This window comes from Nostoc sp., assembly GCF_036917635.1.
Taxonomy (GTDB): Bacteria; Cyanobacteriota; Cyanobacteriia; order Cyanobacteriales; family Nostocaceae; genus Nostoc.
This window is the reverse complement of record NZ_JBALCW010000102.1, coordinates 57,567-83,843: the sequence shown is the minus strand read 5'-3', so window position 1 is coordinate 83,843 and position 26,277 is coordinate 57,567. Positions and strand designations below refer to the sequence as shown.

The 26,277-nt window shown below is 40.4% G+C and carries 21 protein-coding genes; 13 read left to right on the top strand and 8 right to left on the bottom strand.

What is annotated here, in order from left to right; genetic code table 11:
- The first annotated feature begins 35 nt into the window (after positions 1-35).
- Positions 36-557 (top strand): pentapeptide repeat-containing protein, encoded by a 522-nt coding sequence (locus tag V7K32_RS25855; protein WP_334997332.1) that lies wholly within the window; start codon positions 36-38, stop codon positions 555-557.
- A gap of 322 nt (positions 558-879) precedes the next feature.
- On the opposite strand, the gene V7K32_RS25850 is transcribed toward V7K32_RS25855, so the two are convergent.
- Positions 880-1,194, bottom strand: a complete 315-nt coding sequence (locus tag V7K32_RS25850; RefSeq protein ID WP_334997330.1) for a hypothetical protein — start codon at positions 1,192-1,194, stop codon at positions 880-882.
- Positions 1,195-1,645: 451 nt separating this feature from the next.
- Here V7K32_RS25850 and V7K32_RS25845 point away from each other — a divergent pair, with 451 nt between their 5' ends.
- The 6 genes from V7K32_RS25845 (at position 1,646) to V7K32_RS25820 (ending at position 8,995) form a co-directional block, all read left to right on the top strand.
- Complete coding sequence (locus V7K32_RS25845; RefSeq protein WP_334997328.1) at positions 1,646-2,044, top strand: hypothetical protein; 399 nt, start codon at positions 1,646-1,648, stop codon at positions 2,042-2,044.
- Positions 2,045-2,384: 340 nt separating this feature from the next.
- Positions 2,385-3,845, top strand: coding sequence for a hypothetical protein (locus tag V7K32_RS25840; protein ID WP_334997326.1), 1,461 nt, complete (start codon positions 2,385-2,387; stop codon positions 3,843-3,845).
- A gap of 191 nt (positions 3,846-4,036) precedes the next feature.
- Positions 4,037-5,770 carry an iron uptake porin gene (locus V7K32_RS25835; protein WP_334997324.1) on the top strand — a complete coding sequence of 578 codons (1,734 nt, stop codon included), beginning with the start codon at positions 4,037-4,039 and terminating at the stop codon, positions 5,768-5,770.
- Between the two features lie 209 nt (positions 5,771-5,979).
- Positions 5,980-6,930 carry a prolyl aminopeptidase gene (pip, locus tag V7K32_RS25830; RefSeq protein ID WP_334997321.1) on the top strand — a complete coding sequence of 317 codons (951 nt, stop codon included), beginning with the start codon at positions 5,980-5,982 and terminating at the stop codon, positions 6,928-6,930.
- Between the two features lie 529 nt (positions 6,931-7,459).
- Entirely contained in the window at positions 7,460-8,101 is a 642-nt protein-coding gene (locus V7K32_RS25825) for a DUF4232 domain-containing protein (RefSeq protein ID WP_334997319.1), read from the top strand.
- Positions 8,102-8,203: 102 nt separating this feature from the next.
- A complete protein-coding gene (locus V7K32_RS25820) occupies positions 8,204-8,995 on the top strand; it encodes a GH25 family lysozyme (protein ID WP_334997317.1) in 792 nt (263 codons plus the stop codon).
- A 634-nt stretch (positions 8,996-9,629) separates the two neighbouring features.
- Here the strand turns inward: V7K32_RS25820 and V7K32_RS25815 are convergent.
- The gene (locus V7K32_RS25815; protein WP_334997315.1) at positions 9,630-10,073 is read right to left on the bottom strand and encodes an NUDIX hydrolase; all 444 of its coding nucleotides are present in this window, start codon (positions 10,071-10,073) and stop codon (positions 9,630-9,632) included.
- 336 nt (positions 10,074-10,409) lie between these two features.
- Positions 10,410-11,378, bottom strand: coding sequence for an RsmB/NOP family class I SAM-dependent RNA methyltransferase (locus V7K32_RS25810; protein ID WP_334997313.1), 969 nt, complete (start codon positions 11,376-11,378; stop codon positions 10,410-10,412).
- A 175-nt stretch (positions 11,379-11,553) separates the two neighbouring features.
- On the opposite strand from V7K32_RS25810, the gene V7K32_RS25805 reads away from it, so the two are divergent.
- The 5 genes from V7K32_RS25805 (at position 11,554) to V7K32_RS25785 (ending at position 18,139) form a co-directional block, all read left to right on the top strand.
- On the top strand, positions 11,554-12,969 hold the full coding sequence (locus V7K32_RS25805; protein WP_334997432.1) for a DUF2157 domain-containing protein: 1,416 nt from the start codon (positions 11,554-11,556) through the stop codon (positions 12,967-12,969).
- Between the two features lie 179 nt (positions 12,970-13,148).
- On the top strand, positions 13,149-13,859 hold the full coding sequence (locus tag V7K32_RS25800; RefSeq protein WP_334997311.1) for a GDYXXLXY domain-containing protein: 711 nt from the start codon (positions 13,149-13,151) through the stop codon (positions 13,857-13,859).
- A 494-nt stretch (positions 13,860-14,353) separates the two neighbouring features.
- The gene (locus V7K32_RS25795; RefSeq protein ID WP_334997309.1) at positions 14,354-15,805 is read left to right on the top strand and encodes a calcium-binding protein; all 1,452 of its coding nucleotides are present in this window, start codon (positions 14,354-14,356) and stop codon (positions 15,803-15,805) included.
- Between the two features lie 183 nt (positions 15,806-15,988).
- Positions 15,989-17,365: a cytochrome P450 gene (locus tag V7K32_RS25790; RefSeq protein ID WP_334997307.1), complete on the top strand. Its 1,377-nt coding sequence runs from the start codon at positions 15,989-15,991 to the stop codon at positions 17,363-17,365.
- Between the two features lie 318 nt (positions 17,366-17,683).
- The gene (locus V7K32_RS25785; RefSeq protein ID WP_334997305.1) at positions 17,684-18,139 is read left to right on the top strand and encodes a DUF1392 domain-containing protein; all 456 of its coding nucleotides are present in this window, start codon (positions 17,684-17,686) and stop codon (positions 18,137-18,139) included.
- A 909-nt stretch (positions 18,140-19,048) separates the two neighbouring features.
- On the opposite strand, the gene V7K32_RS25780 is transcribed toward V7K32_RS25785, so the two are convergent.
- On the bottom strand, positions 19,049-19,474 hold the full coding sequence (locus V7K32_RS25780) for a universal stress protein (RefSeq protein WP_334997430.1): 426 nt from the start codon (positions 19,472-19,474) through the stop codon (positions 19,049-19,051).
- A gap of 89 nt (positions 19,475-19,563) precedes the next feature.
- On the opposite strand from V7K32_RS25780, the gene V7K32_RS25775 reads away from it, so the two are divergent.
- Complete coding sequence (locus V7K32_RS25775) at positions 19,564-20,766, top strand: phosphoglycerate kinase (RefSeq protein WP_334997303.1); 1,203 nt, start codon at positions 19,564-19,566, stop codon at positions 20,764-20,766.
- A 375-nt stretch (positions 20,767-21,141) separates the two neighbouring features.
- On the opposite strand, the gene V7K32_RS25770 is transcribed toward V7K32_RS25775, so the two are convergent.
- From V7K32_RS25770 to V7K32_RS25755, 4 genes are all read right to left on the bottom strand, one after another.
- Positions 21,142-22,518, bottom strand: a complete 1,377-nt coding sequence (locus tag V7K32_RS25770) for a calcium-binding protein (RefSeq protein WP_334997302.1) — start codon at positions 22,516-22,518, stop codon at positions 21,142-21,144.
- A gap of 986 nt (positions 22,519-23,504) precedes the next feature.
- On the bottom strand, positions 23,505-24,182 hold the full coding sequence (locus tag V7K32_RS25765) for a DUF2834 domain-containing protein (RefSeq protein WP_334997300.1): 678 nt from the start codon (positions 24,180-24,182) through the stop codon (positions 23,505-23,507).
- 106 nt (positions 24,183-24,288) lie between these two features.
- Positions 24,289-25,377: a heat-inducible transcriptional repressor HrcA gene (gene hrcA, locus V7K32_RS25760; RefSeq protein WP_334997298.1), complete on the bottom strand. Its 1,089-nt coding sequence runs from the start codon at positions 25,375-25,377 to the stop codon at positions 24,289-24,291.
- A 425-nt stretch (positions 25,378-25,802) separates the two neighbouring features.
- Positions 25,803-26,135 (bottom strand): rhodanese-like domain-containing protein, encoded by a 333-nt coding sequence (locus tag V7K32_RS25755; protein WP_334997296.1) that lies wholly within the window; start codon positions 26,133-26,135, stop codon positions 25,803-25,805.
- Between the last annotated feature and the right edge of the window lie 142 nt (positions 26,136-26,277).

Sequence of the window (26,277 nt, the reverse complement as noted above, 5' to 3'; positions counted from 1 at the left end):
ACTTTGATAATCTTTTATTCCTCACTTATAGACTTATGAATTTCTTTTTACGACCCCTGATTACGATGGCATTTGTCCTTACTCCCTCATTGTTTAGCCAAGCTAATAATTTGTTTCGACAGAGTATGATTCAACAGCTTCAAGAAACAAGAAAATGTTTTAGTTGTAATTTATCGGGAGTGAATTTCTCAGGGAAAAACTTACAAGGAATTGACTTGCAATCGGCAAATCTTCAGGGAGCTAACCTCAAAAATGCTAATCTCCGGTATGCAAATTTAGAGTGGGCAGATATTCGGGATGCAAATTTGCAAGGAGCCGATTTAACAGGAGCCAATCTCAAGAATACATTGCTAACTGATACTAATTTACAAAAAGCAAATTTAGAAGCCTCTAACTTAGAAGGAACTGATTTGAGAAATGCCAATCTTAGTCATGCAAATCTCATCAAATCTTCAAAAAACAACGACATCCAGGGTCTTAATTCTGTCAATCTCTGCGAAACAGTATTACCAAATGGGATTATCTCAGGACGCTGCAATCAACTACCTAATAGCTAATCAGCTTCTTTTCTCAGGAATAAATTAATAGACATCTCCAGAAATTAAATATCTGCAAAATGAAACCCTTGTAGAGACGCGAAATTGTACTTCGTCCCGCTACGAAGAAAGCGTCTCTACATTCTTTTTCGGAGATGTCTAATGGTACAGCCCAATTATGAAGATAAAAATGGGAGCATCCCGTCAGGTGCAAAAACCTTGATAGCCCTCATCCCCTAACCCCGAATCGCATCTGACGGGATTCGGGGAACTAGAATTATGTCTCCCCTCTCCCGTCAGATGGGAGAGGGGCTGGGGGTGAGGGAAAAGATTTAAGCACTCATTAGTCAATCTTTGCAGATGCTACCACCTTGCTATTTTCTTGTTGGCTAGTAGATTCGGATATCTCGCTTTTTATCGCCGAACTAGAGCGTAAATCTTGGGCTATCTTGTCTAGCATCGAGTTAAGACTACTGTCAGTGGTACGAAGTCGCACGCGCCCGGTAGTTAGATGAACTATTTGCAAAGCACCTGATGGCTGTGCGATCGCTTTACTTGTACTCTGATTAACTTCGTTCCTTTGTGGTGTAGAGATTAAATTAGAAGATATTTTAGCAAAAATCTTTAATTTTTCACGATTACTGCTATTTTTAGTCATTTACCCAATTAGCCAATAGCTATAAGATTACTGACTTCTCTAATAAGTCGGTAATTTGAGTATTTCAAAATTAAATATGATTGCTATAGCGTTTCTCTGTCGAATGAGGTACACGTATGAGAATGATAAGCTTGTCAATTAATGAATTTAGTGTACCTTACGCGAGTAGTAACCGTTATATATATATCAAAAATATATCTCTAAATATATGGAAATTTAGCTAGTAAATAAATATATGCTTTTTACCTAAACAATTTGTATATATGAAAAGTATATTTTTAATATATATGTTTTTTGTGTAATTTATTGCACAATAACATTAGAGTTAAAAAACAAAAAAGCTTTCAAACCCAGTATGAGTGGTGTTTTAATCACAATTAATAGCGGCTGAAAATATTTAATTTAGATGACCTTTTCTGAATCTGAGTTCGACTAAATAAAGGTTTTTAATATGGATAATTGGGAGCTTTTACGAATTTATGTAGCCGCCCAAAAGAGTGTTAATCAATCCACTCTTATTGAAGCTAAACTGGCGAATACAACAGATCATTACATAAAACCACACCACGGAGATATCCCCTTTTTAGCAGTATTTTTGGCTCATATTTCCTTCATGATTGTTTGGGGAACTTTCGTGTTTTTCATTTCATCCGCCTCCAAAGCGTTACAAGATGCGGTACAAAAGACGGCACAAGATAAAGACGAAATAGTAGGCATTAAACATTTAGAGCAACATCCCTGTAAAAGCTGCCATTTTTTTAACAACAACCATTATCTAAAATGTGCAGTACAGCCTTTTGCTCCTTTAACTAAAGAAGCACTCAATTGCTCTGACTACAAGCCTAAATAGGTTTTTCTACCCTCAGAGTAACTTACTACAGTCATTTTAACTTCTTTCTTTGTGTTCTTTGCGCTAGCCTGCGGCAAGCCGCTTTGCGTCTACGTTTTTTTCCTTGTACTTAAATATGGTTTAGCGCATCTCCTACATAATTGGTATAAGTCGGCGGGAAACTATCTAATGAAGAAGTTTTCGGTCAAATTCAGGCATTCTCAAACAACTTGAAAGGTAGTCAAAACAAGCTAAAAATAGTAATCTATCGCTTTAATTTGTTTAACTGATAATGAAATAACAACAATGCAGCTATTGGTAATTTGAGCTTTTAAAAATTCGAGAAACCTAAATAAATTTTATGAAACAAAAAGAGACGATATTTGTTATTCCCACTCATAGACTGAGAGATGTAGCACAGACCATCGAAAAGTATGATGAGAATTTCTGGGCGAACGGTCATGCTTTAAAAATTATCGTTTTTGATGATTCTAGCATTGTCAACCACGAGAAATATTACCCACTTTTAGAGCAGACTAAGACAGTCAATGACGTGTTTTATGTTGGACCCCAACAGAAAGAGCAATTTATTACATTTTTAAACGAAAGACTGCGCGATCGCAAGCTAGAATCACTAGTAAAAAACTTATTTAGACCTAGTTATGGCGGAAATCGCAACTTCACACTAATGTATACCCTTGGACATTTAATGGTTAGTGCAGATGACGATATGCGACCAGATGCATTAATTGAAACTAGTCCAGAATCTTTGTCAGGCGATGAAATATGTCGAGGAAAATTAATCAAGTCTAACCAACAAGGCGGCTACATCCATAAATCTTTTGACTTACTCACAGCTTTTAGTGATGTTTTAGGTCAAAAAGCTAGCCATGTACCAGAAAACTTCGAGGCCGGAGAATTGGTTGTTGATACAGCAATGGACTTAGAAACTAATACAACCAAGGGTTACTTTCGGGAAAACAGCCTCGTATTACAACAGGGGAGAGTATTGAATAATGCGATCGTCAAAATTGCCCAGACTTTTCGCACCGGAACTAATGATATCGATACACTTGATTTTATTCACATGTATCTCAATGATGAAAACCAAATAAGTCCAAATGACCTGAATGATTTTTATATTCTTACCAACTTTAGACCTGTTATTACTAATAAAAACTGGAGAATGGATTGTGGAGTCGCTGGATATGATAATCAGCTAGGTTTGCCACCCTTTTTTCCAACTCGCCTCAGATTTGAAGATTATATCTACAGAATTTGGATACAGCAAGAGGGGATTGTGGCTGCACACGTTGATGCTGTCCAGAACCATATTAGAAATAACTATATGCGTAACCCTCTGGCTAGTGAACTATTTAATGAGGAAATATGTAGCCTACTGAAAAAGAAAATTAAAAGCAGTGTTTATCATCTTGATGATCTGGGAATCAAGTTTGATTACTCTGGCGAAGTCACGTTGCAAGACTCCGAGGAAATTCTGGAAAAAATCTCTGCTATCCACAAGCAGGTAGTCAAAGCCTCAATGTCTACCCAGAATGAAGAACGTAAGCTGTCACTCCAATTGTTTGCTGAGAACTTATCAAGAGTATTTTATGGGTTTGAACCCGACTTTTTTCAGCAAAACGTTTCCAGAATTATCGATGATGTGATTAGCCAATTTCACGGTTCTCTAGAAATCTGGCCAACTCTAGTTGAAATCTGTTACTTTTACAAAGATAAAAAGGATTTACCACAAATAAGAGTCAAAAACAAGAAGCTAAAATCTAGAAATGGCAATAATTTGAGCCAGATTCAACCATAAACTCTTGACTAGATTTCCCCAGGGCTTCAAGCTGTGGGATGAGTTAAGATTCTCTATCCGTAACAATTTTGTCAGGCATATCTTAAAGTTACTGCAATCTGATAAAATTTCCAACAAGTAGAATAACTGCTTGTTCTCTTTTTCTTGAAGCCAATCATTTCGGGCCTTTTTTGGGAAAGGAAAATAAAAAAATGTCTAATTTATTGTGGAAAACTCTGGTACTAAGTCCAGTAGTTTTGGGAGTGACGGTGTTAGTTTCCGCTAAGGCTATGGCTACTAAAGTACCAGCCTCTTCTGAAGGTATAAAGGCAAAAGTTGCTCAGACAGAAACGCCACTAGCTTCTAGTGCTTCAATATTCATCCAAACAAAGCAACCAAAAAATCAGCAATTGGTTGCTCCCGCAAAAACTGATGATAATAAGGTTTTAGAAGAGGTTAACGGCTACAGTAGCGAAGGCAATAACCAGAATTCACTGTCTCAAGTCACATCAGTTTCTCAGTTTTCTGATGTACAGCCGACTGACTGGGCATTCCAAGCTTTGCAATCCCTAGTTGAACGCTACGGTTGTATTGCTGGATACCCCAATAGCACTTACCGTGGCAACCGGGCATTGACTCGTTATGAATTTGCCGCAGGTTTGAATGCTTGTTTAGATAGGGTTAATGAACTGATTGCCACAGCAACGGCTGATTTGGTGAGAAAACAGGATTTAGCAACCCTGCAACGTTTGCAAGAGGAATTCTCGGCAGAACTAACAACTCTGCGTGGCCGAGTAGATGCTGTAGAAGCACGGACTGCTGAACTGGAAGCACATCAGTTTTCTACTACTACAAAATTGGTGGGTGAAGCTATTTTTGCTGTCACCGATAACTTTGGTAAGAACGACAACAACAATACTGTTTTCCAAGACAGGGTACGTTTAGACTTGCAAACCAGCTTCACAGGTCAAGATACTTTACATACTAGGCTTGCAGCTGGTAATGCAAATCCCTTAGCTTTACCAAATGGCACATTTGAAGGGACTCAAACCTTTAACGTGTCTCCTACTACTAATAACGGTGTTTCTATAGACTGGTTAGCATATTACTTCCCTGTTGGCAACTCCCAAGTTTATATAGCTGGTAGTGGAGGTATTCAGAGCGATTACGTTCCTACCGTCAACCCATACTTTGAGGATTATGATGGCGGTAACGGTGCTTTGTCTACCTTTGCCTCCGAAAGCCCAATCTATCGGATTGGTGGCGGTGCTGGTGCTGGGGTTAACTTAGCCTTTGGTAATGGTGGCGGTGGCTTCCAACCTTCATTAACCTTGGGTTACTTGGCATCTCAAGCGAATAACCCTGGGCTAAATACGGGTTTATTGGATGGTAACTATGCTGCTCTTGGACAGTTGAACTTAAAAGTAGGCGATCGCATCACCTTAGCTGCAACCTACGTCCACGGTTATCATAATGGTGGCACTGTTTTATTCGATGCCGGCTCTGCAAGTACAACAACTGGTGTAGACGGTACTGCACAAGCTAACTTGGTAGCTGCTGGCAATGCATATTCAAGTAATTCCTACGGCTTAGAAGCTGCTTTCAAACCTAGTGACAAACTGTCGATTAGTGGCTTTGCACTTTACAGCGACATCAGAGGCTCTGGTGCTAATGATGATAGTCAAGTTTGGAGTTATGGAGCTGGGATAGCTCTGCCAGACTTAGGTAAGAAGGGCAACGTTTTAGGACTTTTCGCAGGTATTGAACCTTATGTTGGAGGTAATACTGGTGATAAACCATATCACTTTGAAGGTTTCTATAAGTATCGTGTGAGTGACAACATTTCTATTACTCCTGGGGTAATTTGGTTAACCAATCCTGGTCAACTTCCTGGCAACAACGATGATGCAATCATTGGTACGCTGAGAACTACCTTCACCTTCTAAAGGTTTACGCAAATTGTAGGACACACAGATACTACAGTGGGCGCAGAAATAAACCTACTATTTCAATACAGCCAGAAAAGCCGAAATCCTCTGGAGGAGAAACTCCCAGGCTTCATTTATCGGTTTTTCTGGCGGTTCATTTAGTCTGTCCCCGCCTGACTTCTTGCCATAGCGATCGCTATGACAACATTACTGATAAAATATCGAAAATGCGAAAACTTTACCCTGCGATCGAGCCTTACTTAGAAGGTAGTTTACAGGTTTCTGACCTTCATACCATTCATTTTGAAGAGTCAGGGAACCCCCAAGGTAAACCCATCGTTTTGCTGCATGGCGGACCTGGTGGTGGATGTCCAGCTTTTTATCGGCAATATTTCCACCCAGAAAAATGGCGGTTAGTCATGTTTGACCAGCGCGGTTGTGGTCAAAGTACGCCCCATGCAGAATTACGAGAAAACACGACTTGGGATTTAGTCAGTGATATCGAAAAACTGCGCCAACATTTAGGTATAGAAAAGTGGGTGGTTTTCGGTGGGAGTTGGGGTAGCACTTTATCATTAGCCTACAGTCAAACCCATCCCTCTCGCTGCGCGGGATTAATTCTGCGTGGTATCTTTATGCTGAGGCAAAAAGAGTTGCGATGGTTTTACCAAGAGGGTGCTAGCTATATTTTTCCTGATGCTTGGGAAGAATATCTCAAACCAATTCCCGTAGATGAACGTGATGATCTAATTGCAGCATATTACAAACGCTTGACCAATCCAGATTTAGAAATTCAATTAACAGCAGCGCGTGCTTGGTCAATTTGGGAAGGTAGTACAAGTAGACTTTTCTTAGACCCAGAACTGATGCAAAAGTTTGGCGAGAGTGAATTTGCTTCAGCTTTCGCTCGGATTGAATGCCATTACTTTATGAATAAGGGATTTTTAGAAACAGAAGATCAATTACTCTTAAATGTAGACCGTATCCGCCATATTCCGGCTGTAATTGTTCAGGGACGCTATGATGTAGTCTGTCCAATGATATCAGCTTGGGAATTACATCGAGCTTGGCCAGAAGCACAATTTACAGTAGTTCCTGATGCCGGACATTCGATGAGTGAACCAGGAATTTACAGTGCTTTGATTGAAGCAACAGATAATATAGCGCTTTTCAATTGAGTAGAATACAGACCTGATACCATTTCTATGTGAGGCTGCGCCAAACCCTTTTAACTTCTTTCTTTCTTTCTTTCTTTCTTTCTTTGTGTCCTTTGCGTCTTTGCGGTTCGTTTTTATTTCTTCTACTTAAATATGGTTTAGCGCATCTTCATACAGAATTGGTATAACAAGAACAGCCCTTTCCCTAACCTCTTATCTTATAAGAGGCGACCTTCAACCCACAACCTACAAATTTTCAAAACCTACGTAGTATTGCGCTGGTAAAGGCCAGACATTGCCTAGCCCTCTATATGTATCTGACTTTTCGGAAATTGGTATAACGTACCGTCCGAAAGCTTTAGTGCATTACGCTTTGCTAATGCACCCAACATATACTTAGATTTTTCAAAGATTAAATTGGATTGCTATATTGAGTTCGGTTGAATACTTAACCTGTGAGACGGGTGAATTCAGTAAAGCAGGGGATATGAATTTGGAAACTTACACTGTAAATAAAGCATCAGTATAAGTAGTTCACTACAAAAAAGATATGCGAATTTCAATCGTAGAAAGCAGTATGTTGTTGCTCCTAACTGCGGTGACAACTGGCTGTATCGGTTCTTCCTCTGTCACAAAACAGCCGCAAGCCTTGTCAGCAAGCACTGAGCAAGCAACGAAGGCAACTGTGTTAACCTCAACACCTACACCCACTGAAAAAACTACAGACAATTCTACCCCTCAAGCCACTATCGCCACAAATCCGACGCGCTGTGAAACTAGCCAATTGTCAGTGCGCCGAGTCTCAGAAGATGCTGGCGTTGGGAATGTTGCACTTACCTACGCCTTCACCAATAACGGCTCATCCCCTTGCACCCTCATCGGTTATCCGGGATTGTCACTACTGGATGCAAAAGATCAGCCTTTACAGGGAATTAAAGTTATTCGCTCCAGGGACACTTATTTTTCGAGTAAGCAACCTCGACAACAAGTAACTCTAGCTCCTGGAAAACAAGCCTCATTTCAGATAGCATATAACCATGTCAGTTCCCCAAAGGAACAATGCCCAATATCTAGTAAAATTGAAATCACGCCTCCTAATGCTTACGAGCATTTTACACTGACAGAACAAATCAAGCCTTGTACAGGCAAAGTTAGAGTAACTCCAGTGCGATTTGTTGACACTCAACCCTAGTAAATATTTTGTAATTTACTCAAAGACCCAGAAAAAGCATAAATTTAATCAAAGCCTCTGATAAGTTCAAGATTGTACTAATCAAAAAGGTTAGAAAATTGTATGGAAGGAATTGATGTTGCCGATCAAGACGGCAGAGTAGACTGGACGGCAGTAAAAAACTCTGGTAAAACCTTTGCCTTTGTCAAAGCCACAGAAGGAGTTAGCATCAAAGATTCTGCTTTTGCTCATCATTGGCAGACCATGAAAACTGTTGGTATTCTTCGGGGTGCTTATCATTTCTTTCACCCACACACATCTGACCCAGTTCAGCAAGCGAAGGAATTCTTAAAAACGTTGGGCAAATTAGAACCAGGAGACTTACCACCAGTTCTGGATGTAGAGGTAACTGACAAAGGAAATAGCCAAGCAGTAATTAATGCAGCCAAACAGTGGTTAGCAGAGGTAGAAAAAGCCCTTTTACAACAAACACAAAAACCAATCAAACCGATTGTTTATACTTTCCCCAGTTTCTGGGAAGAACTTGGTAATCCATCTGATTTTGCTAGTTATCCCTTATGGATTGCCCACTACGGAACCAAGTACCCAACTATTCCTAGTGCTTGGCAGGGGCAATACCTAATCCATCAATATGCAGGTGATATAGCTGGTGTAGCAGGTGTTAGTGGTCGAGCCGATTTGAATAGATTTAATGGGTTGCAACTAGGAGATTCGGGGCTAAGAGTCAAACAATTACAACAGCAATTAAAAAATATTGGATTATATACTGATGCGATTGATGGGAATTTTACGGAGTCAGTTAAGAATGCAATTGTTAGTTTCCAAACATCTAAGAAATTGCAAGCTGATGGAATTGTCGGTATCAAAACTTGGGTAGCTTTATTGTGGATTTAGAACGAATTGTACACTCAATAAATAGCCTTATAGTCACAATCGAATCAATGTAAACATAGGTAAAACTTTACGTTTAATAGACATCTCCGAAAAAGAATGTAGAGACGCTTTCTTCGTAGCGGGACGAAGTACAATTTTGCTTCTCTACAAGGGTTTCATTTTGCAGATATTTAATTTCCGGAGATGTCTAATGTTTACAGGACTTACGCACAGGTAACGGAAAATCGAACCACAGAGGACGCAGAGTCCACGCGAATAAGAGTTTGAGAGGTTTTTTGCGTAAGTCCTAGTTTACTTGTTTTAAATATAGCTACTTATTCAAATGCCCTCAAGTTGCTTCCAGGGCATTTCAATAAGTAGCTAGTACAACGCGGCGTAAATAAAATTACCATTTTAAATAGGCACAAGCCTTAATATATCAACCTTTTGACTTTTGACTTTTGACTTTTGACTTTTGACTTTTGACTTTTGACTTTTGACTTCCGCCTTACGGTACTAGCCATAAATCAATTTAAGTTTGTAGTAAGGACTTTAGTCATAAAAAACCTTGCTATGAGCGATGAATCGCTCACTACAAACTAGGATTTTATTGTATGTTTAATTATACATATTTAATTAATGTATTTTTCTATACTTATTTATGCTCCTGAAATGCACAAAAGTGAGATTCGACCTGAAAAAAACCTTTAAGAATTCGTTTAAGTGAATTAAACTTAACCTGTTTAATAGCTTTAGTCACTTCTACCCACTGCCGTTTTCTTTTAGTTGCTTCTGGATAATCTTCACTTAGCATCTCAACTGGTAACAAATACATCTTGACTCGGTAAACTTTACCTCCTTTGCGGTACTTGTAACTACCGAGTTCCTTGGTATCTACCTGCCCAATCACCCCTGCTTCTTCCCACGCCTCTTTAGCTGCTGAAGCGGGCGGACTCATGCCATTAGGAATATCTCCTTTGGGAATTACCCAGTGTTGAAAGTTACGGGTTGTGATTAGCAATATCTCAATTTTGCCATTGTTCATTCTATAAGGAATCACCCCAGACTGTTTAAAGATTTTGCTGATTTTTCGACTCATGTAATTTGCATCCTTTACGCTCTAGCTATTTTGTACAATGTTTATTTGAAAAAGTCGGTAGCTGATACCGCATAGATTTTAGTTAACTTCAGATTATGAAAATATTAAAAAAGTTTTTACTATAAAAGTTAATTATTGAAAGTTATTGATTGTATTGTAAGCTTTTGCGCCATTTGAAATGGTATGCTTATTTTCACCTGTAATAGGTTTGTAATTTTAAAAATATAAAATCAACTGGTGTAAAATGTGTATTCCTGATGGCTGATTTACAAATGCAGCACTATTCAAAATATTAGATATTCTGACTTAATGCCAGAATATCTGCTATTAATGTAACTAACTTGACTTTTTAAAGTTTTGGTAGATATACAGCGAAGCTATTGTATTTAAATCTACTTCTTTACCCTCATTTTCATGCTCGTTAGTATTTTTAAACAGTATTGTAAACGCACCAGCACCTAACATATCCTGAGGAAACATCCGATAACAATGCATTTTAGTTAAATGCGACTGATATTTAGCTAAATCATTAATTTCTATCGCCTGAAACTGGGGAAAGCGTTCTAAAAACCATTCACAAACTTGTTCATTTTCTTCGGGTGAATATGTGCAAGTCATATAAGCCAGATAGCCTTGTGGTGAAACAAGTTTAGCAGAGTTAGCTATAATACGTTTTTGTCGATTTGCACTCTTATTAATAGCAGTTGGGTGAAAACATCCGGGAGCTTTTTCACCTTTAGCCAGTAAAGATTGTCCAGTACAAGGAGCATCTACTATCACTAGGTTGCTAGAGCAGGGAATTTCGGCAAATATACTTGAATCTCTGTTAACTACTGCACTAGGGCTAATCTGGCAACGCTTAAAATTAGAAATTAGCATTCCCAGACGTTTGCCAATGACTTCATTACTGATGAGTAAGTCAGGTTGTAAAGCTTTCCAAGCGAAGATACTTTTACCTCCTGGTGCGGCACACATATCAAATACTAAACTTACTGGTTGAGGAATAGCTAATAAAGTACTAGCTGCAAACACCGAAGAGAAATCTAAACAATAGAAATATCCTTGTTGATGCAAAGGATGCTGACCGGGTTTTTCTCCCAAACATAAACGGTCTATAAATTGTGGTTGCCAATAGGTTGGTGTTTCCACTGCCAAAGGCGAAACTTCTGGCTTTTGTTTACACCAAAGAATACTGGGTGAAAAAGGCTGAGGATTCATTAAAGCCTCAATGAATTTTTCTTGCTCATCTAGATTAGTGAACAAACGCCGCGAGACTTTAAGTAATAAATTAGAAGGTTGTTCCATGTAGATTATTAATTACGAATTACAAGTTATGAATTATGAATTAGCTTGTATGCAAATCAAAATAAAACTGTTACACAAGAACAATGTAATTAAGGGTTTTGGCTTCATACTCAAAATATAATGACCGCCATTGGGAATGCAATGGCCAAGCTACCCCACTGCACCGGAGAAGGTCATGTTCTTAGATAGTTTTCCGCAAAAATTACGCAAAGAAGCACAATTATGGAGGGATGAAGGATTAATTAGTTCTTCGCTGTATGAGCAAATAGCAGAACGTTATCAATTTAAGAACCTGGAAGCTACTGCACGCGATCGCAATAAAGCGATCGCGATTGCTATAGGTGGCATACTTTTATGCTTAGGCATAATTACCTTTGTAGCAGGAAACTGGCAGGGAGGATCGCGAGAAGTCAAATTTATTCTACTGATAAGTTTGTTTTTTGCGATCGCAATCACTGGTTTTTACAATTGGATAACACCTGAAGGAAAGAAGCCACAAAAAAGCAAACGCTTACTGGGAGAGGCGTTGCTAATTTTAAGCGCCTTCATTTTCGGTGCAAATTTATTCCTGATGGCCCAGATGTTTAATATTGCTGGTTCAACTTCCCAACTGTTTCTCGCTTGGGGGTTGGGCGTTGTGGTGATGGCCTTCAGTTTGTGCTTAAATTCTTTAGGAATTCTGTCAATTATCCTGGTGGAAATCGGCTATTGGACGGGACTAGAAGACTTGTGGTATGCTTCAGGTGATCCAACTTGGTCGCGCCTAGTGGTGCAGCACATGCCTTTATTGGCATGGCTAGTGTTCGTACCCTTAGCCTACTTCTGTCGATCGCGTTGGATTTTTGGTCTAGCAGCCTTTGTCTTTGCTAGTTCCTTACAAGCCAACCTTAATCCTCTGCCACTGCTGAATTATGCTGATATAGCCCCTTGGGTGGCATCTTTTGCTTTTGCACTCCCACCTGCATTATTCTGGAGTTATGATGATTTGCTATTTCCAAGCATAAATTACAGGTTGTTTCAATCTCTAGCCCGTAATTTAGCGTTGGTAAGCTTCGGCATTGTGTTTTATATCTTGTCTTTTCGTTGGGTCTGGGAATCTCCAAATTATAGTTATAATCAGCCTACGAATGTGACAAACTTGTTCGAGTCTCTGCCGATTATCGATTTGGGGATTCTCAGTGGCTTGGCGGTATTGCAATGGTTGTTTCTACTGCGTCAAAGAAATAACCCACCGCGCCGCGAAGTGATTTTCACTACTGCTGTCATTACTACCTTTCTTGCCTTTATTACCTTAGTACCTTTTTGGCATCAAACTATCAGCCGCATTGATGAACTTGGTGTTTTTATTTTCAATGTACTTCTAGCAACATTAGCTTGGGGACTAATTCAAGAAGGATTGAAATTAAACAACAGAAGTTCCTTTTGGGGCGGTATGTTGTTAGTAACACTGCAAATTATCAGTCGCGTGCAAGAGTACGATACCGATTTACTTTTCAAATCCCTAGTCTTTGTTTTGTGCGGTTCTGCTTTAATAAGCGCTGGACTCTGGTTTGAACGCCGGCTAACTGGTGGTAGTGCAAGTAAAAAGTAGTGCAAAGGATGAAAGAATCTGTGCAAATTTTAGATTTTTAATTTTGGATTTGGGATTGAATAAAAAATCTAAAATCTAAAATCTAAAATTCCAAATAAAGTTTTTAAAGTTTCTCTGCGTCAGTCCTAATCTCGTTACTTTTGACCTCCTCAATTCCTCTGCTTTTTAGGACTACGCTCATGACTAATAGTTCTTCTGAATCTAAAAATAAAGCCTTGTCTCCCGAAGCCGAGTTCTCTAATAAGGTAACTTTTCGGGATTACTTGATTGCTAGTGAACAAAAATCGAATAAGCCCTTACCTTTTTGGCGGTTACTAGCTCCCCTGGCGCTGCAAACAGGGCTAATTATGGCAGTACCAGCCCAAGCGCTTTATACAGATGTGACAGGTAAGACGGTGATTTTGCAAACCGTACCTGTAGACCCTAACAATGTGCTAGAAGGTAACACTTTAGACTTAGATTACAACATATCCCGCACCGCAAATTTAAGCAGATTACCTGGTTGGCAAACATTAGTCAGCAAAGGTCGTGGAAGTGGCAGAAGATTGCCTGAAGGAACCAACATCTACGTGATTTTGCAAGAGCAACTATCCTCTGGTCGCGGTGTTCCTATAGCTTGGAGACCGTTGCGAGTGAGTAGCGATCGCCCCACAACTCTAAGAGCCAACCAAGTAGCCTTAAAAGGTGTTTATCAAGATGGTTCTGTAAACTACGGCTTAGAAACATATTACATCAAAGAAAACCAACGGCGGCAGATTACCAACGATTTGCAAGCCCAACGCGCCCGTAGAGGACAAGTACCGCCCATTGTGGTGAAGGCGAAAGTTGATCCACAAGGTAAGGCAGTCCCAGTTAGTATGTGGGTGCGCGATCGCAACTATCGCTTTTAAGCTGTTAGGAAAATAAACATTGCATATTTACACGCAAGGTTTGTCTCTAAAGTTCTGAGCATCGACTTCCGGCGCTCAGACTTCTTTGTTTGTCATTTTAAATATAAGTGAGAGCAAAATATAAAGAACACACAAAGTTCAGTACTTGTATATACATTTATTAGCAAATAATATGAAGATTATGCAAAGATATTTTTGAAAGATAGACATCTAAGTAAATTTTCGCTACGTAAGTAATATCAGGTTGTTAGATGTTTCCTATTTTCAATTGTTGAATAACAGATTATTTTTCCTCATTAACACTCTTAGAAGTTGTTGAGGTTATAACAAATAATTCGTTAACCAACACTTGTGAAGTCTGAAAATTTCTAGTTATGACTTTGTGAATTTCTGATCCAAGAAAGCCTGATATCAGAGTTATCTATGAATTCTGACTTAAAGCAAGATTTTCAGGGTTTAAAGCTCTATCACACTCAATTGAGGAAAGTTATATTATGCCCAGACTAATTGTTTCTTCGCCTGCGATCGTAGGCACCTCTGGTTCGGATCTAGTGGTAGGCCAAGAAGATAATGCATTACCAGCAATTGGAATTGAGGTTCTAAAAAACGGAGTCATTGATACTCAAGCAAGTAACGACACTATCGAGGGTAGTGCCACTGGCGGTGAAGATGACGGAACTGGCGGAACTGGCGGCACAGGCATTGCTAACAGTGGCACCATCAATGCAGGGGAGGGAGGCGATACTATCAACGGTACTGGCACCGGCGGAACTGGCAATAGTGGCGGCACAGGCACAGGCATTGCTAACAGTGGCACGATCAATGCAGGAAGAGGAGACGATACTATCGAGGGCGCAGGCACTGGCGGTGAAGGTTTTCGAGGTTACCTTGCAGGTGGTATAGGTATATCTAACACTCAAGGCGGCTACATTAACGGAGGAGATGGAAAAGATTCGATCTTCGGAACCGGAAACGGAGGTGAGCTATCCACAGACTCTATTATAGGCATCAACAATACCCAGCATAGCCGCATTGATGGAGGATTTGGGGACGACTTTATCACAGGAACTGCAGGATCTGACAGTTCTCACAGTGTTGAAGGAATCTCTAACACTGGGAGCAGCGATATTAATGGAGGAGAAGGGAACGATTCCATCTCTGGAACTGGAACTGGTAGTGGTGAATTGGCAGATGGTACAGGCATCTTTAACAGTGGTGTTAGCGTGATTAGTGGAGGTCTTGGAAACGATTCGATTACTGGTATCGGCAACGGTTCGAGTGCGAGTGTAGGCCCTGTAGGACAATTAACATTCGAGGCAGGTATAGGTATAGGCATCTCCAACAGTCAGGGTAGCACGATCAGTGGAGGGCAGGGAAACGACTTCATCTCTGGTACAGGCAACGGCGGTAAAGGAACCGGCGATACCCCTTTTGGGGAGGAAGGCCCTGGTGTCGGTATAGGCATTATTAACAGTGGCATCATCAGTTTAGGCGATGGCAACGATACCATCATCGGTACTGGCATTAGTCTAGGCACAGGTATTCTTAATACTAATGGCATTATCTGTGGAGGGGCAGGAGATGATACCCTTACTGGGTATGGCGCCAAGGTTGGTATCCAAGGTGGCACGATTGATGGCGGAAACGGTAACGATTCCTTCAAAGCCCGTCGAATTGATGATAGCGGTAATCCAGTTTCAGACCAAGGGGGCGCGATCGCCGATGTCGTGATTAAGGGTGGATCTGGAGCCGACACATTTGATGTTGGTTACGGTAATGCGACAATTGATGGTGGTTCGGGATGGGACAAGCTAATTCTGCCTGATTTCAAAAGTGATTACAGCATTCTAGGCAGCTCTAACAATTACACCATTAAACGTGATGATTTCACCCTTAATGTCTTGAATGTTGAGGAAATCGTCTTTTTTGGCGCTGCTCCCCAGTAAACTGTGTTTGGGATTCCTCATCAGTAGAGTATGCTTTGCCTTCCTGATGGGATGAGGGAGAGGCGTATACCTCTTTCCCTTCTTTTTTAATTAGCGATCGCTTCGATTATTAGATGCAATAAGCTACTATCTAGCAAGAATACAGACAAATCTTCTAGATGGCAAGGCTGGATGGTTAAACCCATGAAAATCCAAAAAAAACAATCACAAAACCAAGATTTTTTGACTCAAAATCAACTCCCTTTACCTCCCGGAAGCTTAGGCTTACCCTTGATTGGGGAGACAATTAGCTTTTTGCGTGACCCTGATTTTGCGACCAAACGACAACAGAAGTACGGCAACATTTTTAAAACTAATCTATTTGGCTCACCAACTATTATGATGGTGGGAGCAGAAGCTAATCGTTATTTATTTAGCCACGAAAACCAGAATTTTGTAATTAAATGGCCCAAGAGCGTTGCAACATTACTCGGCTCTGCTTCTTTATCAACGCAAACAGGGAGCATCCATCAAAAAAGACGCAAAATATTATCACAAGCATTTCAACCGAGAGCTTTGGCAAGTTATCTACCAGCAATGTCAGAAATTAGCGATCGCTACTTCCAAAAATGGGAAAAATTGAATCAATTTACTTGGTATCCTGAGCTAAGGCAATATACTTTTGATATAGCTTGTAAATTATTAGTAGGAACAGACGCTACTAATGATACCCATTTTATTGAAGTATTTGAAGAATGGTGTGCTGGATTATTTACTCTCCCTATTCAATTACCGTGGACGAAATTTGGAAAAGCATTAAAATGCCGAGAGAAGTTATTAGCAAAAATTGAAGAGATTATTTTACAGCGTCAAAAGCAAGGAAATAATCATCAAGATGCTTTAGGTTTATTGCTAGATTCCAGAGATGAAGATGGTAATAGTTTAAGTATAGAAGAATTAAAAGACCAAATTCTGACTTTACTATTTGCTGGGCATGAAACATTAACTTCTGCACTATCTTCTCTATGTTTGCTGTTAGCGCAAAATCCAGAAATTTTAGCAGCCGCTAAAAGAGAACAACAACAAATAAGTTGTGCAGGTGAGCTAAAATCTGAACATCTTAAACAAATGACTTACCTAGACCAAATACTCAAAGAAGTTTTGCGAATTATTCCCCCAGTTGGTGGCGGTTTTCGTTCGGTTATCCAAACTTGTGATTTTAATGGATATCGTATTCCCCAAGGTTGGTCTGTATTGTATCAGATAGGTAAAACCCATCAAGACCAGAGTATATATAAAAATCCTGAGAATTTTGAGCCGCAAAGATTTGGTATAGATAGGGCTGAGGATCAATCTAAACCTTTTGGTTACGTTCCTTTTGGGGGTGGAATAAGAGAATGTTTAGGTAAGGAATTTGCTAAATTAGAGATGAAAATATTTGCTGCTTTGCTATTGCGTGGTTATGAATGGGAACTTGTACCAGGGCAAGATTTGGATTTAGTAATGATACCCACACCCCGACCCCGTGATTCTTTAAAAGTAGTTTTCCGTTCCATAGAGGGGGTAAAAGAGTCACGTTAAAAAAGACCCTATATTTCTAAAGCTATCGAGCGAAAACATTTGCTTTGGGTAATCATGGGAACAAAGCGCTGCGATCGCTAGACTAGTCAAGCAGGCGATCGCCCATACCCAGAGAAGTGCAGCAAAAGCTGCCAACCAGGTAAAGATACGCTCAAAGCTAGCTGCAAAAAGGGTTTCAGAGCCAATAAATTTATTTATGGAGGATTTATCCCCTACCCCCTCCCCCTGCCCCTTTTCCTCTTCTTGACTGGATTTTGAAATTATATCCGGATTACACAAGTGCAAAGTAGTTTATGTATAAAAAAGAGATTGCTTTGCATGATTAATCAAATTGTCACTTTAGAATCTTGTTGGCATAGTTCTGTACCGTGGGGAAAAGACATGCCGCCATTAGCAGTTCAAATCCTGGAAAAAGTTTTCTTATCAAACTCTGATATATCAGGCTACTGCTGTGGTGTGCAATGGGAGAGACAGGAATGGATTTATGCCATTGTCTGCTGTCGTGAAATACTCTACTTGCCTCAAGAAGAATTTTCTGGAACAAACTTAGTGGAAAAAGCCACAGTTCCTACACCAGCTTTTCATTTGGGGGATGTGGTGGAAGTTGATTTTAGTGAAGAACCATCACATCGGATTATTCAAGGGATTTTTAGCCTGAAAAACAATTGGCTTTATGCAGTAGAATGGCGTTCTCCAACTTTGTCAGAAATGGCATCCGCTCAAAGTAGAATTATCTGGCTTGCGGATCTGGATTTAGTAAAAGTGAATGTATGACTGTATGACGATGTTTTTAGAGTTGTACCAAAGTTAGTGCGTTCATCGGAGTCGGCGCTTAATTGTTTGGGTTGATTTCCTAATAGTGAGTCAACCAAATCCCAAATCCGATATTTCTTTCCAAAGATTGCGTCATCGCCAATGTTCAACTTTCCGCATTGATAGGAACTTTTTATAGTTAGGCGGTGCTAATTCTCATACACCTACAGGTTGTAGAAAATTAGCCCTTGTTTTTATAATATGAAAGACGGCTTTTGCGAGAAACTTTTAGCGATGAAGCAGCGATGCCAAAGGTTTTGACAAACGATAATCTTTTCCCTCACCCCCAGCCGCTCTCCCATCAGATGGGAGAGGGGAGACATAATTCTAGTTCCCCGAATCCCAAATGATGGGATTTGGGGTTAGGGGATGAGGGCTATTAAGGTTTTTGCATCTGACGGGATGCTCCCATTACAAAAGCGTTGCGGGGCGTAGCCCATTACGAATTATGAATTATTCGGTCACAAGTGGCGTGCGATTCAAAACACTCAGCATTTACACTGTGGTATAAAGATTTACTCTCGAATAAGATAATGCTTAGAGGCATAAGATACATATACATTTATATACTCTACTGAGGCAAATAAATCAGTAGAGTATTTTTATAGGAATCCGATGTCTGCCAACTTAACGTCAAGTCATGTCCTGCATAGAACTGAAGTGCCTTGCTAATAGCAAAAGTCATCTCTTGATGACTAAATATACCTAAAAATCTTTAGTCTACTGAAGTAGACTTGAGCTAAAAGCCAAAGAACTTTAGTTCTAGGCGGGTGAGGAAGCAAACAGTTAAGCTATTGGCGCAAGAACTCGGAATACAATTATGCGTGAATGCGTACCTTGCGGTACTAGCTTCTGGGCATTTAGCACTGGCTAGGGTACAATCAGCACTGGGCAAGGGGAAAGATTAATCACGCGAGTAGTAACACTATCATCCGCTCCTTCTTCAGTCAAGCCTAGCCCCCGACAGCCCATAATGATTAAATCAGCTCCGATTTCATCAGCGACATCGCAGATAGTAAAAGCTGGTTTACCTCGCCTTTCCAGGATTTCGGATTGAATTCCTTGGCCAGAAAATAAAGATTGGGCATTTTCTAGCAGCTTGGCAACTACCTCTGGTGACACCATCGGATCATCTGTACTAGGCGCGTCTTTACTAGGCGCGTCTATTGGCGGTTCTTCTACCACAGACAGCAGCACCAAGCGACTGCTGTACTTTTTGACTACGTTGGTAACTACATCAGCAGCTTCCCGCGTTTCCCGGCTTTGATCGATAGGAAATAGTACTGTCTTAAATATCTCTGTCACTTGGGTACCCCTGACTCCGGTAAAATCTTGATGGTTCTACTTTCAAAACAATAACAAAAAGGCAATCAGGAGAGTTTGGTGTGTCCAAAAAAAGTTTAGCAAGTTTATCTTCGGCTGATATTTCTGGGAAACGTGCCTTAGTGCGGGTTGACTTTAACGTGCCTGTGGACGATCAAGGCAACATTACCGACGATACTCGTATTCGTGCAGCTTTGCCAACCATCAGAGATTTGACGCAGAAGGGTGCTAAGGTCATTCTCGCCAGCCATTTTGGCCGTCCTAAAGGTGTTGATGACAAATTACGCCTAACTCCCGTTGCCAAGCGTCTGTCGGAGTTACTGGGGCAAGAAGTCGTTAAAACTGATGACTCCATTGGCGATGAAGTTGCAGCTAAAGTTGGTGCCCTGCAAAATGGCCAAGTGCTGTTGTTAGAGAATGTCCGTTTTTATCCAGAAGAAGAGAAAAACGACCCAGAATTTGCGAAAAAATTAGCAGCTAATGCTGATTTTTATGTAAACGATGCTTTTGGTACTGCACACCGCGCCCATGCTTCTACTGAAGGTGTGACTAAATTCCTGAGTCCTTCTGTGGCTGGATATTTGGTTGAGAAGGAATTGCAATATCTGCAAAATGCTATTGAAAATCCCCAACGTCCTTTGGCAGCAATTATTGGCGGTTCCAAAGTTTCCAGCAAAATTGGCGTGATTGAAACGTTGCTGGAGAAGTGCGACAAACTGATCATCGGTGGTGGGATGATTTTCACCTTCTACAAAGCCCGTGGTTTAAATGTCGGTAAGTCGTTGGTGGAAGAAGACAAGCTAGAACTAGCGAAATCTTTGGAAGCTAAGGCTAAAGAACGGGGCGTTGCTTTATTACTTCCCACAGATGTGGTATTGGCAGATAACTTTGCCCCTGATGCCAATTCTCAAACCGTTAGCATTGAGAATATCCCCGATGGTTGGATGGGTTTAGATATTGGGCCAGACTCAGTGAAATTTTTCCAAGAAGCCCTTGCAGATACCAAAACGGTAATTTGGAACGGGCCAATGGGTGTGTTTGAGTTTGATAAATTTGCCGCAGGTACCGAAGCGATCGCTCATACCCTTGCCGAAATCGGTAAAACTGGCACAACCACCATCATTGGCGGCGGTGACTCAGTAGCGGCTGTGGAAAAGGTTGGTTTAGCCGACCAAATGAGCCACATCTCCACCGGCGGCGGCGCTAGCTTGGAGTTGCTTGAAGGCAAGGTATTGCCTGGAATTGCAGCTTTAGATGATGCCTAACTAGCAACTGGGGACTGGTGACTTTGGGCTGAAGAAGGGAATAGGGTACAGATTATTCCCTATCACCTGTCACCTTTCCCCTAAGAGACTTCCAAATAAAAAAATACCCAAAACAACTGGCGAAAAAACTTTCTCCTCCTTATTCCTCTGTGTTCTCTGTGTCTGGAGTGGTTCGTTTATTTGAGTAATTTATTTCTTGTCAGTCCCTAACTCCAATACCAATACGCTTGGGTTAAGAAATATTATCCGTTGCCTCAAAGCAACTACATGTATGTATGGGGTTTCCCCCTGCTCCCTTCCCCCTGCCCCTTTTCCTTTTCGCACACGTTCGCGTAACCTCTCGTACAGAAACAGCTTGCTCTAGCATTTTCTTGCTCATAGAAAAGTGAAGCTGTTACTATCAAGTGTCAGACCTACTACACCTTGCAGAATACCTATGATTTCATTTTGCTCTCCTCCGGGTTTGTCTAAGAAGATTCGTGTATTGCTTCCAACAGATTGCAAGGTGTAGTCCTCTGGATTTCCGTTGAGTTGAATTATATCTTCACTAGGGTTGAAGTCAGTAATAGTAGCCAAGTCTCCAAAACCAGGACTCGTGGTGTTGTTATCGTCGTAGAAAACATTTGCAGCGTCACCAAGGATAAATATATCTGCCCCAGGGCCACCTGTGAAGTTATCAGTTTCTCCTATTCCAGGTGGAAGCGGACTATCAGGGAAAACACCGATGAGGATGTCGTTTCCAGACCCGCCATTAAGTACCTCATTGCCAGGGCCCCCCTGTAGACTATCATTGCCGTCGCCACCATTGAGGATATCATTGCCATTATTACCATCTAGAGTATCATCGCCTGCTCCGCCATTCAAAATGTTGTTAGAAGTATTACCAAAAATGAAGTTGCTAAGACTATTACCTGTCCCGGTGATGTCGCCACCTTCCCTCAGCCTCAGATTTTCCAGATTGGCGCCTAGTGTGTAGGAGACAGAAGACCGGACGGTATCTGTGCCTGAATTAGCAGCCTCTGTAATCGTATCAAGAGTAGTGTCAACGGCGTAAGTGTCGTCGCCTGCTCCCCCATTCAAAGTATCAATACCCAAGCCCCCCTCAAGTGTGTCATCGCCATTATTACCGGATAATCGGTTATTTTGGCTGTCACCAAAAATGTTGTCATTTGCATTTGTGCCGATGACATTATCAAAGTTGACTGCTGTAAATGACAATGTTCCCAAGCCAGGAATGTTATTGGCAGCTAAACTTTGCCTTTGCAGGTTAACAGTGATAAATACCCCAGGCAAAGATTTGGATGCATCTATGGTGTTGTTGGCAACATTAGGATTAGCAATAACCTTTTCTACTCTGAAGAGTTGGTCTTGCCCAATTCCGCCAGGTTTTTCAATAGTTCCAACACCTGATAAAATAATGGCTTGATCTAATTCACTGTAATCTGCGGTATCAATGCCCTCTCCGCCATTAATGCTATCGTTCCCCTGACTGCCTATAAAGGTGTCATTGCCATTTCCACCTATTAGAATGTCGTTTCCGATGCCACCATCAAGTGTGTCATTGCCATTTCCACCACTTAGACTGTCTTTTGCCGTCCCACCTGCGAGGGAATCATTACCATCTGCACCATTCAAAGTGTCGTTACCAGAGGTACTATTGGCATTACCACCACTAGCCCAACCAACTATCGTGTCATTTCCCGAAGTCCCAAAGAGATTGTCAGCAGTTGCTTTACCGAAAATAAATGCCATGTGATTTCTCCTGAATTTCTCACTAATACGTAAGTTCAGCCTTAGTTAAAGAACTATTCATCAGTTCAATGTAGATTACTTACCATTTGGGTAATCTAAATTAAAAACCACTAATTATTTGGTTAATAACTTTTAAAGAAAAAAATATCCAGCTATTTATTATGAGCTGACCCGAAAAGCCCGCCTTTGCTTGCGGGTGAACGAGACGCCTAATCTAAAAAATTAGATAATTTCTTTTTTGAAAATCCTTTAATTGATGACCCAAATGGTAAATAATTAGGTCAAATATTTTGGTTCTTTTTCCAAACTTTTTTGACCCAACGCTGTAATTATTTAATTATAATGAAGTACGACATTACATTAACTACTTTATCGAAACTTTAAATTTTCAATTAGTGTGGTTGATAATACATTCAAATAATTATGTAAATTTTAATTAATTATTGTTTTAACCTACTGATTTTTTTGGTATACATTGTGAAATTTTTCTAGTTAAGTTTTTATATCAGATTTTTTGGCAAAAAATATCTTTTTTAATAAAGAAATAGATTGTCGGATAGATAAGTTTCATTAATATATTAATCTAGAAATTTTTGCGCTTAATAACAATTAAACTTTACATAAATTTTATATAGTTAGGACTTACGCATTGACAGAAACACCAAAAAAATATGCTTTTCAACGCTTTTGACTAGATTTTTCAACCACTTTTTTGCGATCGCAGGTGGTTTGTAAAAGGCTGAAACGACCTATTTACGTCAATACACAAGAGGCTTCGTTTGTACAGTGCGTAAGTCCTAATAGTTTAGGACTTACGCAAAAGTTACGGAATAACGAACCTTATTAGGCAAAGAGTTGCCAGTGCGCCCTTGTGGGTTCCCCTACTTGTCCCTTGCGCGTCTCCCCTTGGGAGAAGCAACTGGCGCGACACGGAGAAATAAGAGTTTGAGAGTACAATTACTAATTTATAATTCGTATTTTTTGCTTTAATTTGCAGCTGCTTGCTGCCTGGGTATTGCTTCTACACCAACTTCTGGTAGAGGTGGACGTACACACAAATAAATCAATGGGCCGAATAGCGGTATCAACGCTATGAACCAGAACATCTGTGGATTTTTCCAACCACGACGCGCCATATCATCACTTAGCAAAGCTGGAAATAATAGGCAAAGTAAATAGAAATCTAAACTCATCACATTGATGAAGCGGTTAGTTTGCCACTGTTGCACAAAATTGCTCCAATCTCCTTCTTTTAAACCATAGGCAACTAGAATAACCGTGGCTACAGTTAAGACAACCCCAGTCACACGAGAATCTAGCAGCTTGAGCAAGGCATTCTTTTTACCGACAAACTTATTATTTGGTTCCCTAAAGGCTAAGTAGGGTAACAAGGCAAATGCCCCGACTCCGAAAGAGGTAGTAGCAAATAGCCAAGCAGGTATTTTTTGCCCTCTACCATCAATAAATATTACTGCGCTGTAAATAATAGGCCAGATGCCCATGAGGTTGAATAGTGCTATTACTAACGGGTTAATCCCTTGCCACTGGCCAGTAGAAAGGTTTTTAATTAACTCGAATGTACCAGGTTGCTCAGGAGGAGCGAGGAAAAAAGCATAGGTAGTGAATCCCAGCCACAGTAGGCCAAAGGCAATTTTTCTAACCATGAAAGATTTATAAAAGTATTAATTATTGATTTTGCCACTATCAATTCGGCTTATCTACCTGCTATGGTATGGTTCTTTTGTCTAAACCTGTAGCAGGTTGTCTGTATTAAGGATTGAAATAACTGAAAGATTCTGAGAGATAATCAGCAGCAGATGCTACTACTGCGATCGCACTTTCATAATCTAGACGCGTTGGGCCTAAAACTCCCACACTTCCTACTGGTATTGAACCTCGGCGATAGGTAGAAGAAATCAAGGTGCAGGTGCGTATCGGTTCTAGAACGTTTTCTGCGCCAATACGAACCGTTACCTTTGACTTACCCACATCCTCAAGCTCTGGTTCTTCAAATATTAATCGCCATAGTTGGTCTTGTTCTTCTTCTAGCAGGTGGATAATTGTTTGTACCTGCTGTAACTGGGAAAATTCTGGCTGGCGCAAAACTTCTGACACACCCCGAACCATAATTTGGGTTGCAGTCGGCGCATGAGTGCGACGAGTTAATTCGGCAACTGAATGTTTCAAAAAATCCCCATAGCGTTGGAATTCTTGATCTAATTCGCTCCAGTTGAGGTTGGCTAATTCCAGCAGACTTCGCCCCCGCAAGTGGGTATTCAAAAAGTTAGAAACTATCTGCAACTCGCGATCGATTACTTCTGAATCTCGTTGTGTTTCCTCTGGTATTGGTGACAAATCCATCAACTTGGAATGTGTCTCATAACTATCGGTAACAACAATTAACATGATTCGCCCCGCTTCAATTTGCACTAATTGCAGATGTCGCAATAGTGCTCTGGTAGTTTGCGGCATAGTAATCAAGCTAATACAACCACTTAAGGTTGCTAAAATTTGTGCGGCTCCTTGAAGTAGAGTTTCTAAACTCCAATCTTCCCACTGGAGGCGCTTTTGCAATGCCACCTCTACTTCTCGTCCTAAAGTTTCCGAAGGTGTAATTAGCTGGTCAACATAAATGCGATAGCCTGAATCTGAAGGTACACGTCCAGCAGAGGCGTGTGGTTGGTAGAGTAACCCGGACTTTTCTAAAACGCCCATCACATTGCGAATTGTGGCTGAACTTACACCCAGGTCGTACTCCTCGACCAAAGCTTTTGAACCAACAGGCTCTGCCGTAGCAATGTAGTGACGTACCGTTGCCCAAAGTATATGCTGTTGTCGATTTGTTAACTGGACTTCCATAGGGTATATAATGGCGACAAATTTTAATCAATGTCTGGAAAAATTTCTCGATTTGATTGAAAACTAAGAATATTAATAATTTATTAAGATAATAAATTATCCAATAATATTGCGATCGTTAATCTTAAGGTTGACGTAGATCATTCTTTTAACGGATCTTTACAGCAAAAACTGAAAGTTTGAATTTACAACATTCTTTTCTGGCTTATTTTTGCATAATTCTACACTTATAAAAGTATTATTGTATACGTATTTTTGCGGCGATCGCAGCTAAAATTGGGGTGGAAAAGTTTCGCAAATATTAGCCAGTGAAGAAAGTTACAAGCTTTCCTGGCAAGCCGCTAAATTTATATGTTGCTATTTTCAGCATAGCAAAATCAAGATGGAAGAATAACTTCCATCTGAGTAATGCACCTAAACACAAGCTAATACTGGGGAATTGAATGGTCTACTAAAAGCGAGTAAGCATCAATACCACCGGAAATATTTTGCACATTTGTAAAACCTTGAGCAATTAACCACTGGCACATTTGGGCAGAGCGGATGCCGTGGTGGCATAATACAAGGGTTTCAGCTTGGGGATTGAAGAGGTTAGGAACTTTATCTCCCCATTCGGTAAATTGACTTAAGGGTAGGTTGACAAAGCCCTCAATGCTAGCAATTTCCAATTCTTGTGGTTCGCGTACATCTACTAGCTGAATACTTACATCACCAGAAGAAAGACGTTGTGCCAGTTCTTGTACACTAATCTGGTTCATGGGTTAACTAAAAAAATTCCCTATAAACAGTCCTAATCTTATTTATGGTGACAGAAAATCTCTGCCTTTGCATGAGTATCCATTCTCAAGAAGGCTGATAGATTCTGGTAGGCTTTCTGCTTAAATGGCTGTAAACCGTCTT

Bases quoted from the DNA above. Each gene is read 5' to 3' on its own strand.
- V7K32_RS25855 (WP_334997332.1), top strand. From the start codon at position 36: ATGAATTTCTTTTTACGACCCCTGATTACGATGGCATTTGTCCTTACT.
- V7K32_RS25850 (WP_334997330.1), bottom strand. From the start codon at position 1,194: ATGACTAAAAATAGCAGTAATCGTGAAAAATTAAAGATTTTTGCTAAA.
- V7K32_RS25845 (WP_334997328.1), top strand. From the start codon at position 1,646: ATGGATAATTGGGAGCTTTTACGAATTTATGTAGCCGCCCAAAAGAGT.
- V7K32_RS25840 (WP_334997326.1), top strand. From the start codon at position 2,385: ATGAAACAAAAAGAGACGATATTTGTTATTCCCACTCATAGACTGAGA.
- V7K32_RS25835 (WP_334997324.1), top strand. From the start codon at position 4,037: ATGTCTAATTTATTGTGGAAAACTCTGGTACTAAGTCCAGTAGTTTTG.
- pip (WP_334997321.1), top strand. From the start codon at position 5,980: ATGCGAAAACTTTACCCTGCGATCGAGCCTTACTTAGAAGGTAGTTTA.
- V7K32_RS25825 (WP_334997319.1), top strand. From the start codon at position 7,460: ATGCGAATTTCAATCGTAGAAAGCAGTATGTTGTTGCTCCTAACTGCG.
- V7K32_RS25820 (WP_334997317.1), top strand. From the start codon at position 8,204: ATGGAAGGAATTGATGTTGCCGATCAAGACGGCAGAGTAGACTGGACG.
- V7K32_RS25815 (WP_334997315.1), bottom strand. From the start codon at position 10,073: ATGAGTCGAAAAATCAGCAAAATCTTTAAACAGTCTGGGGTGATTCCT.
- V7K32_RS25810 (WP_334997313.1), bottom strand. From the start codon at position 11,378: ATGGAACAACCTTCTAATTTATTACTTAAAGTCTCGCGGCGTTTGTTC.
- V7K32_RS25805 (WP_334997432.1), top strand. From the start codon at position 11,554: ATGTTCTTAGATAGTTTTCCGCAAAAATTACGCAAAGAAGCACAATTA.
- V7K32_RS25800 (WP_334997311.1), top strand. From the start codon at position 13,149: ATGACTAATAGTTCTTCTGAATCTAAAAATAAAGCCTTGTCTCCCGAA.
- V7K32_RS25795 (WP_334997309.1), top strand. From the start codon at position 14,354: ATGCCCAGACTAATTGTTTCTTCGCCTGCGATCGTAGGCACCTCTGGT.
- V7K32_RS25790 (WP_334997307.1), top strand. From the start codon at position 15,989: ATGAAAATCCAAAAAAAACAATCACAAAACCAAGATTTTTTGACTCAA.
- V7K32_RS25785 (WP_334997305.1), top strand. From the start codon at position 17,684: ATGATTAATCAAATTGTCACTTTAGAATCTTGTTGGCATAGTTCTGTA.
- V7K32_RS25770 (WP_334997302.1), bottom strand. From the start codon at position 22,518: ATGGCATTTATTTTCGGTAAAGCAACTGCTGACAATCTCTTTGGGACT.
- V7K32_RS25765 (WP_334997300.1), bottom strand. From the start codon at position 24,182: ATGGTTAGAAAAATTGCCTTTGGCCTACTGTGGCTGGGATTCACTACC.
- hrcA (WP_334997298.1), bottom strand. From the start codon at position 25,377: ATGGAAGTCCAGTTAACAAATCGACAACAGCATATACTTTGGGCAACG.
- V7K32_RS25755 (WP_334997296.1), bottom strand. From the start codon at position 26,135: ATGAACCAGATTAGTGTACAAGAACTGGCACAACGTCTTTCTTCTGGT.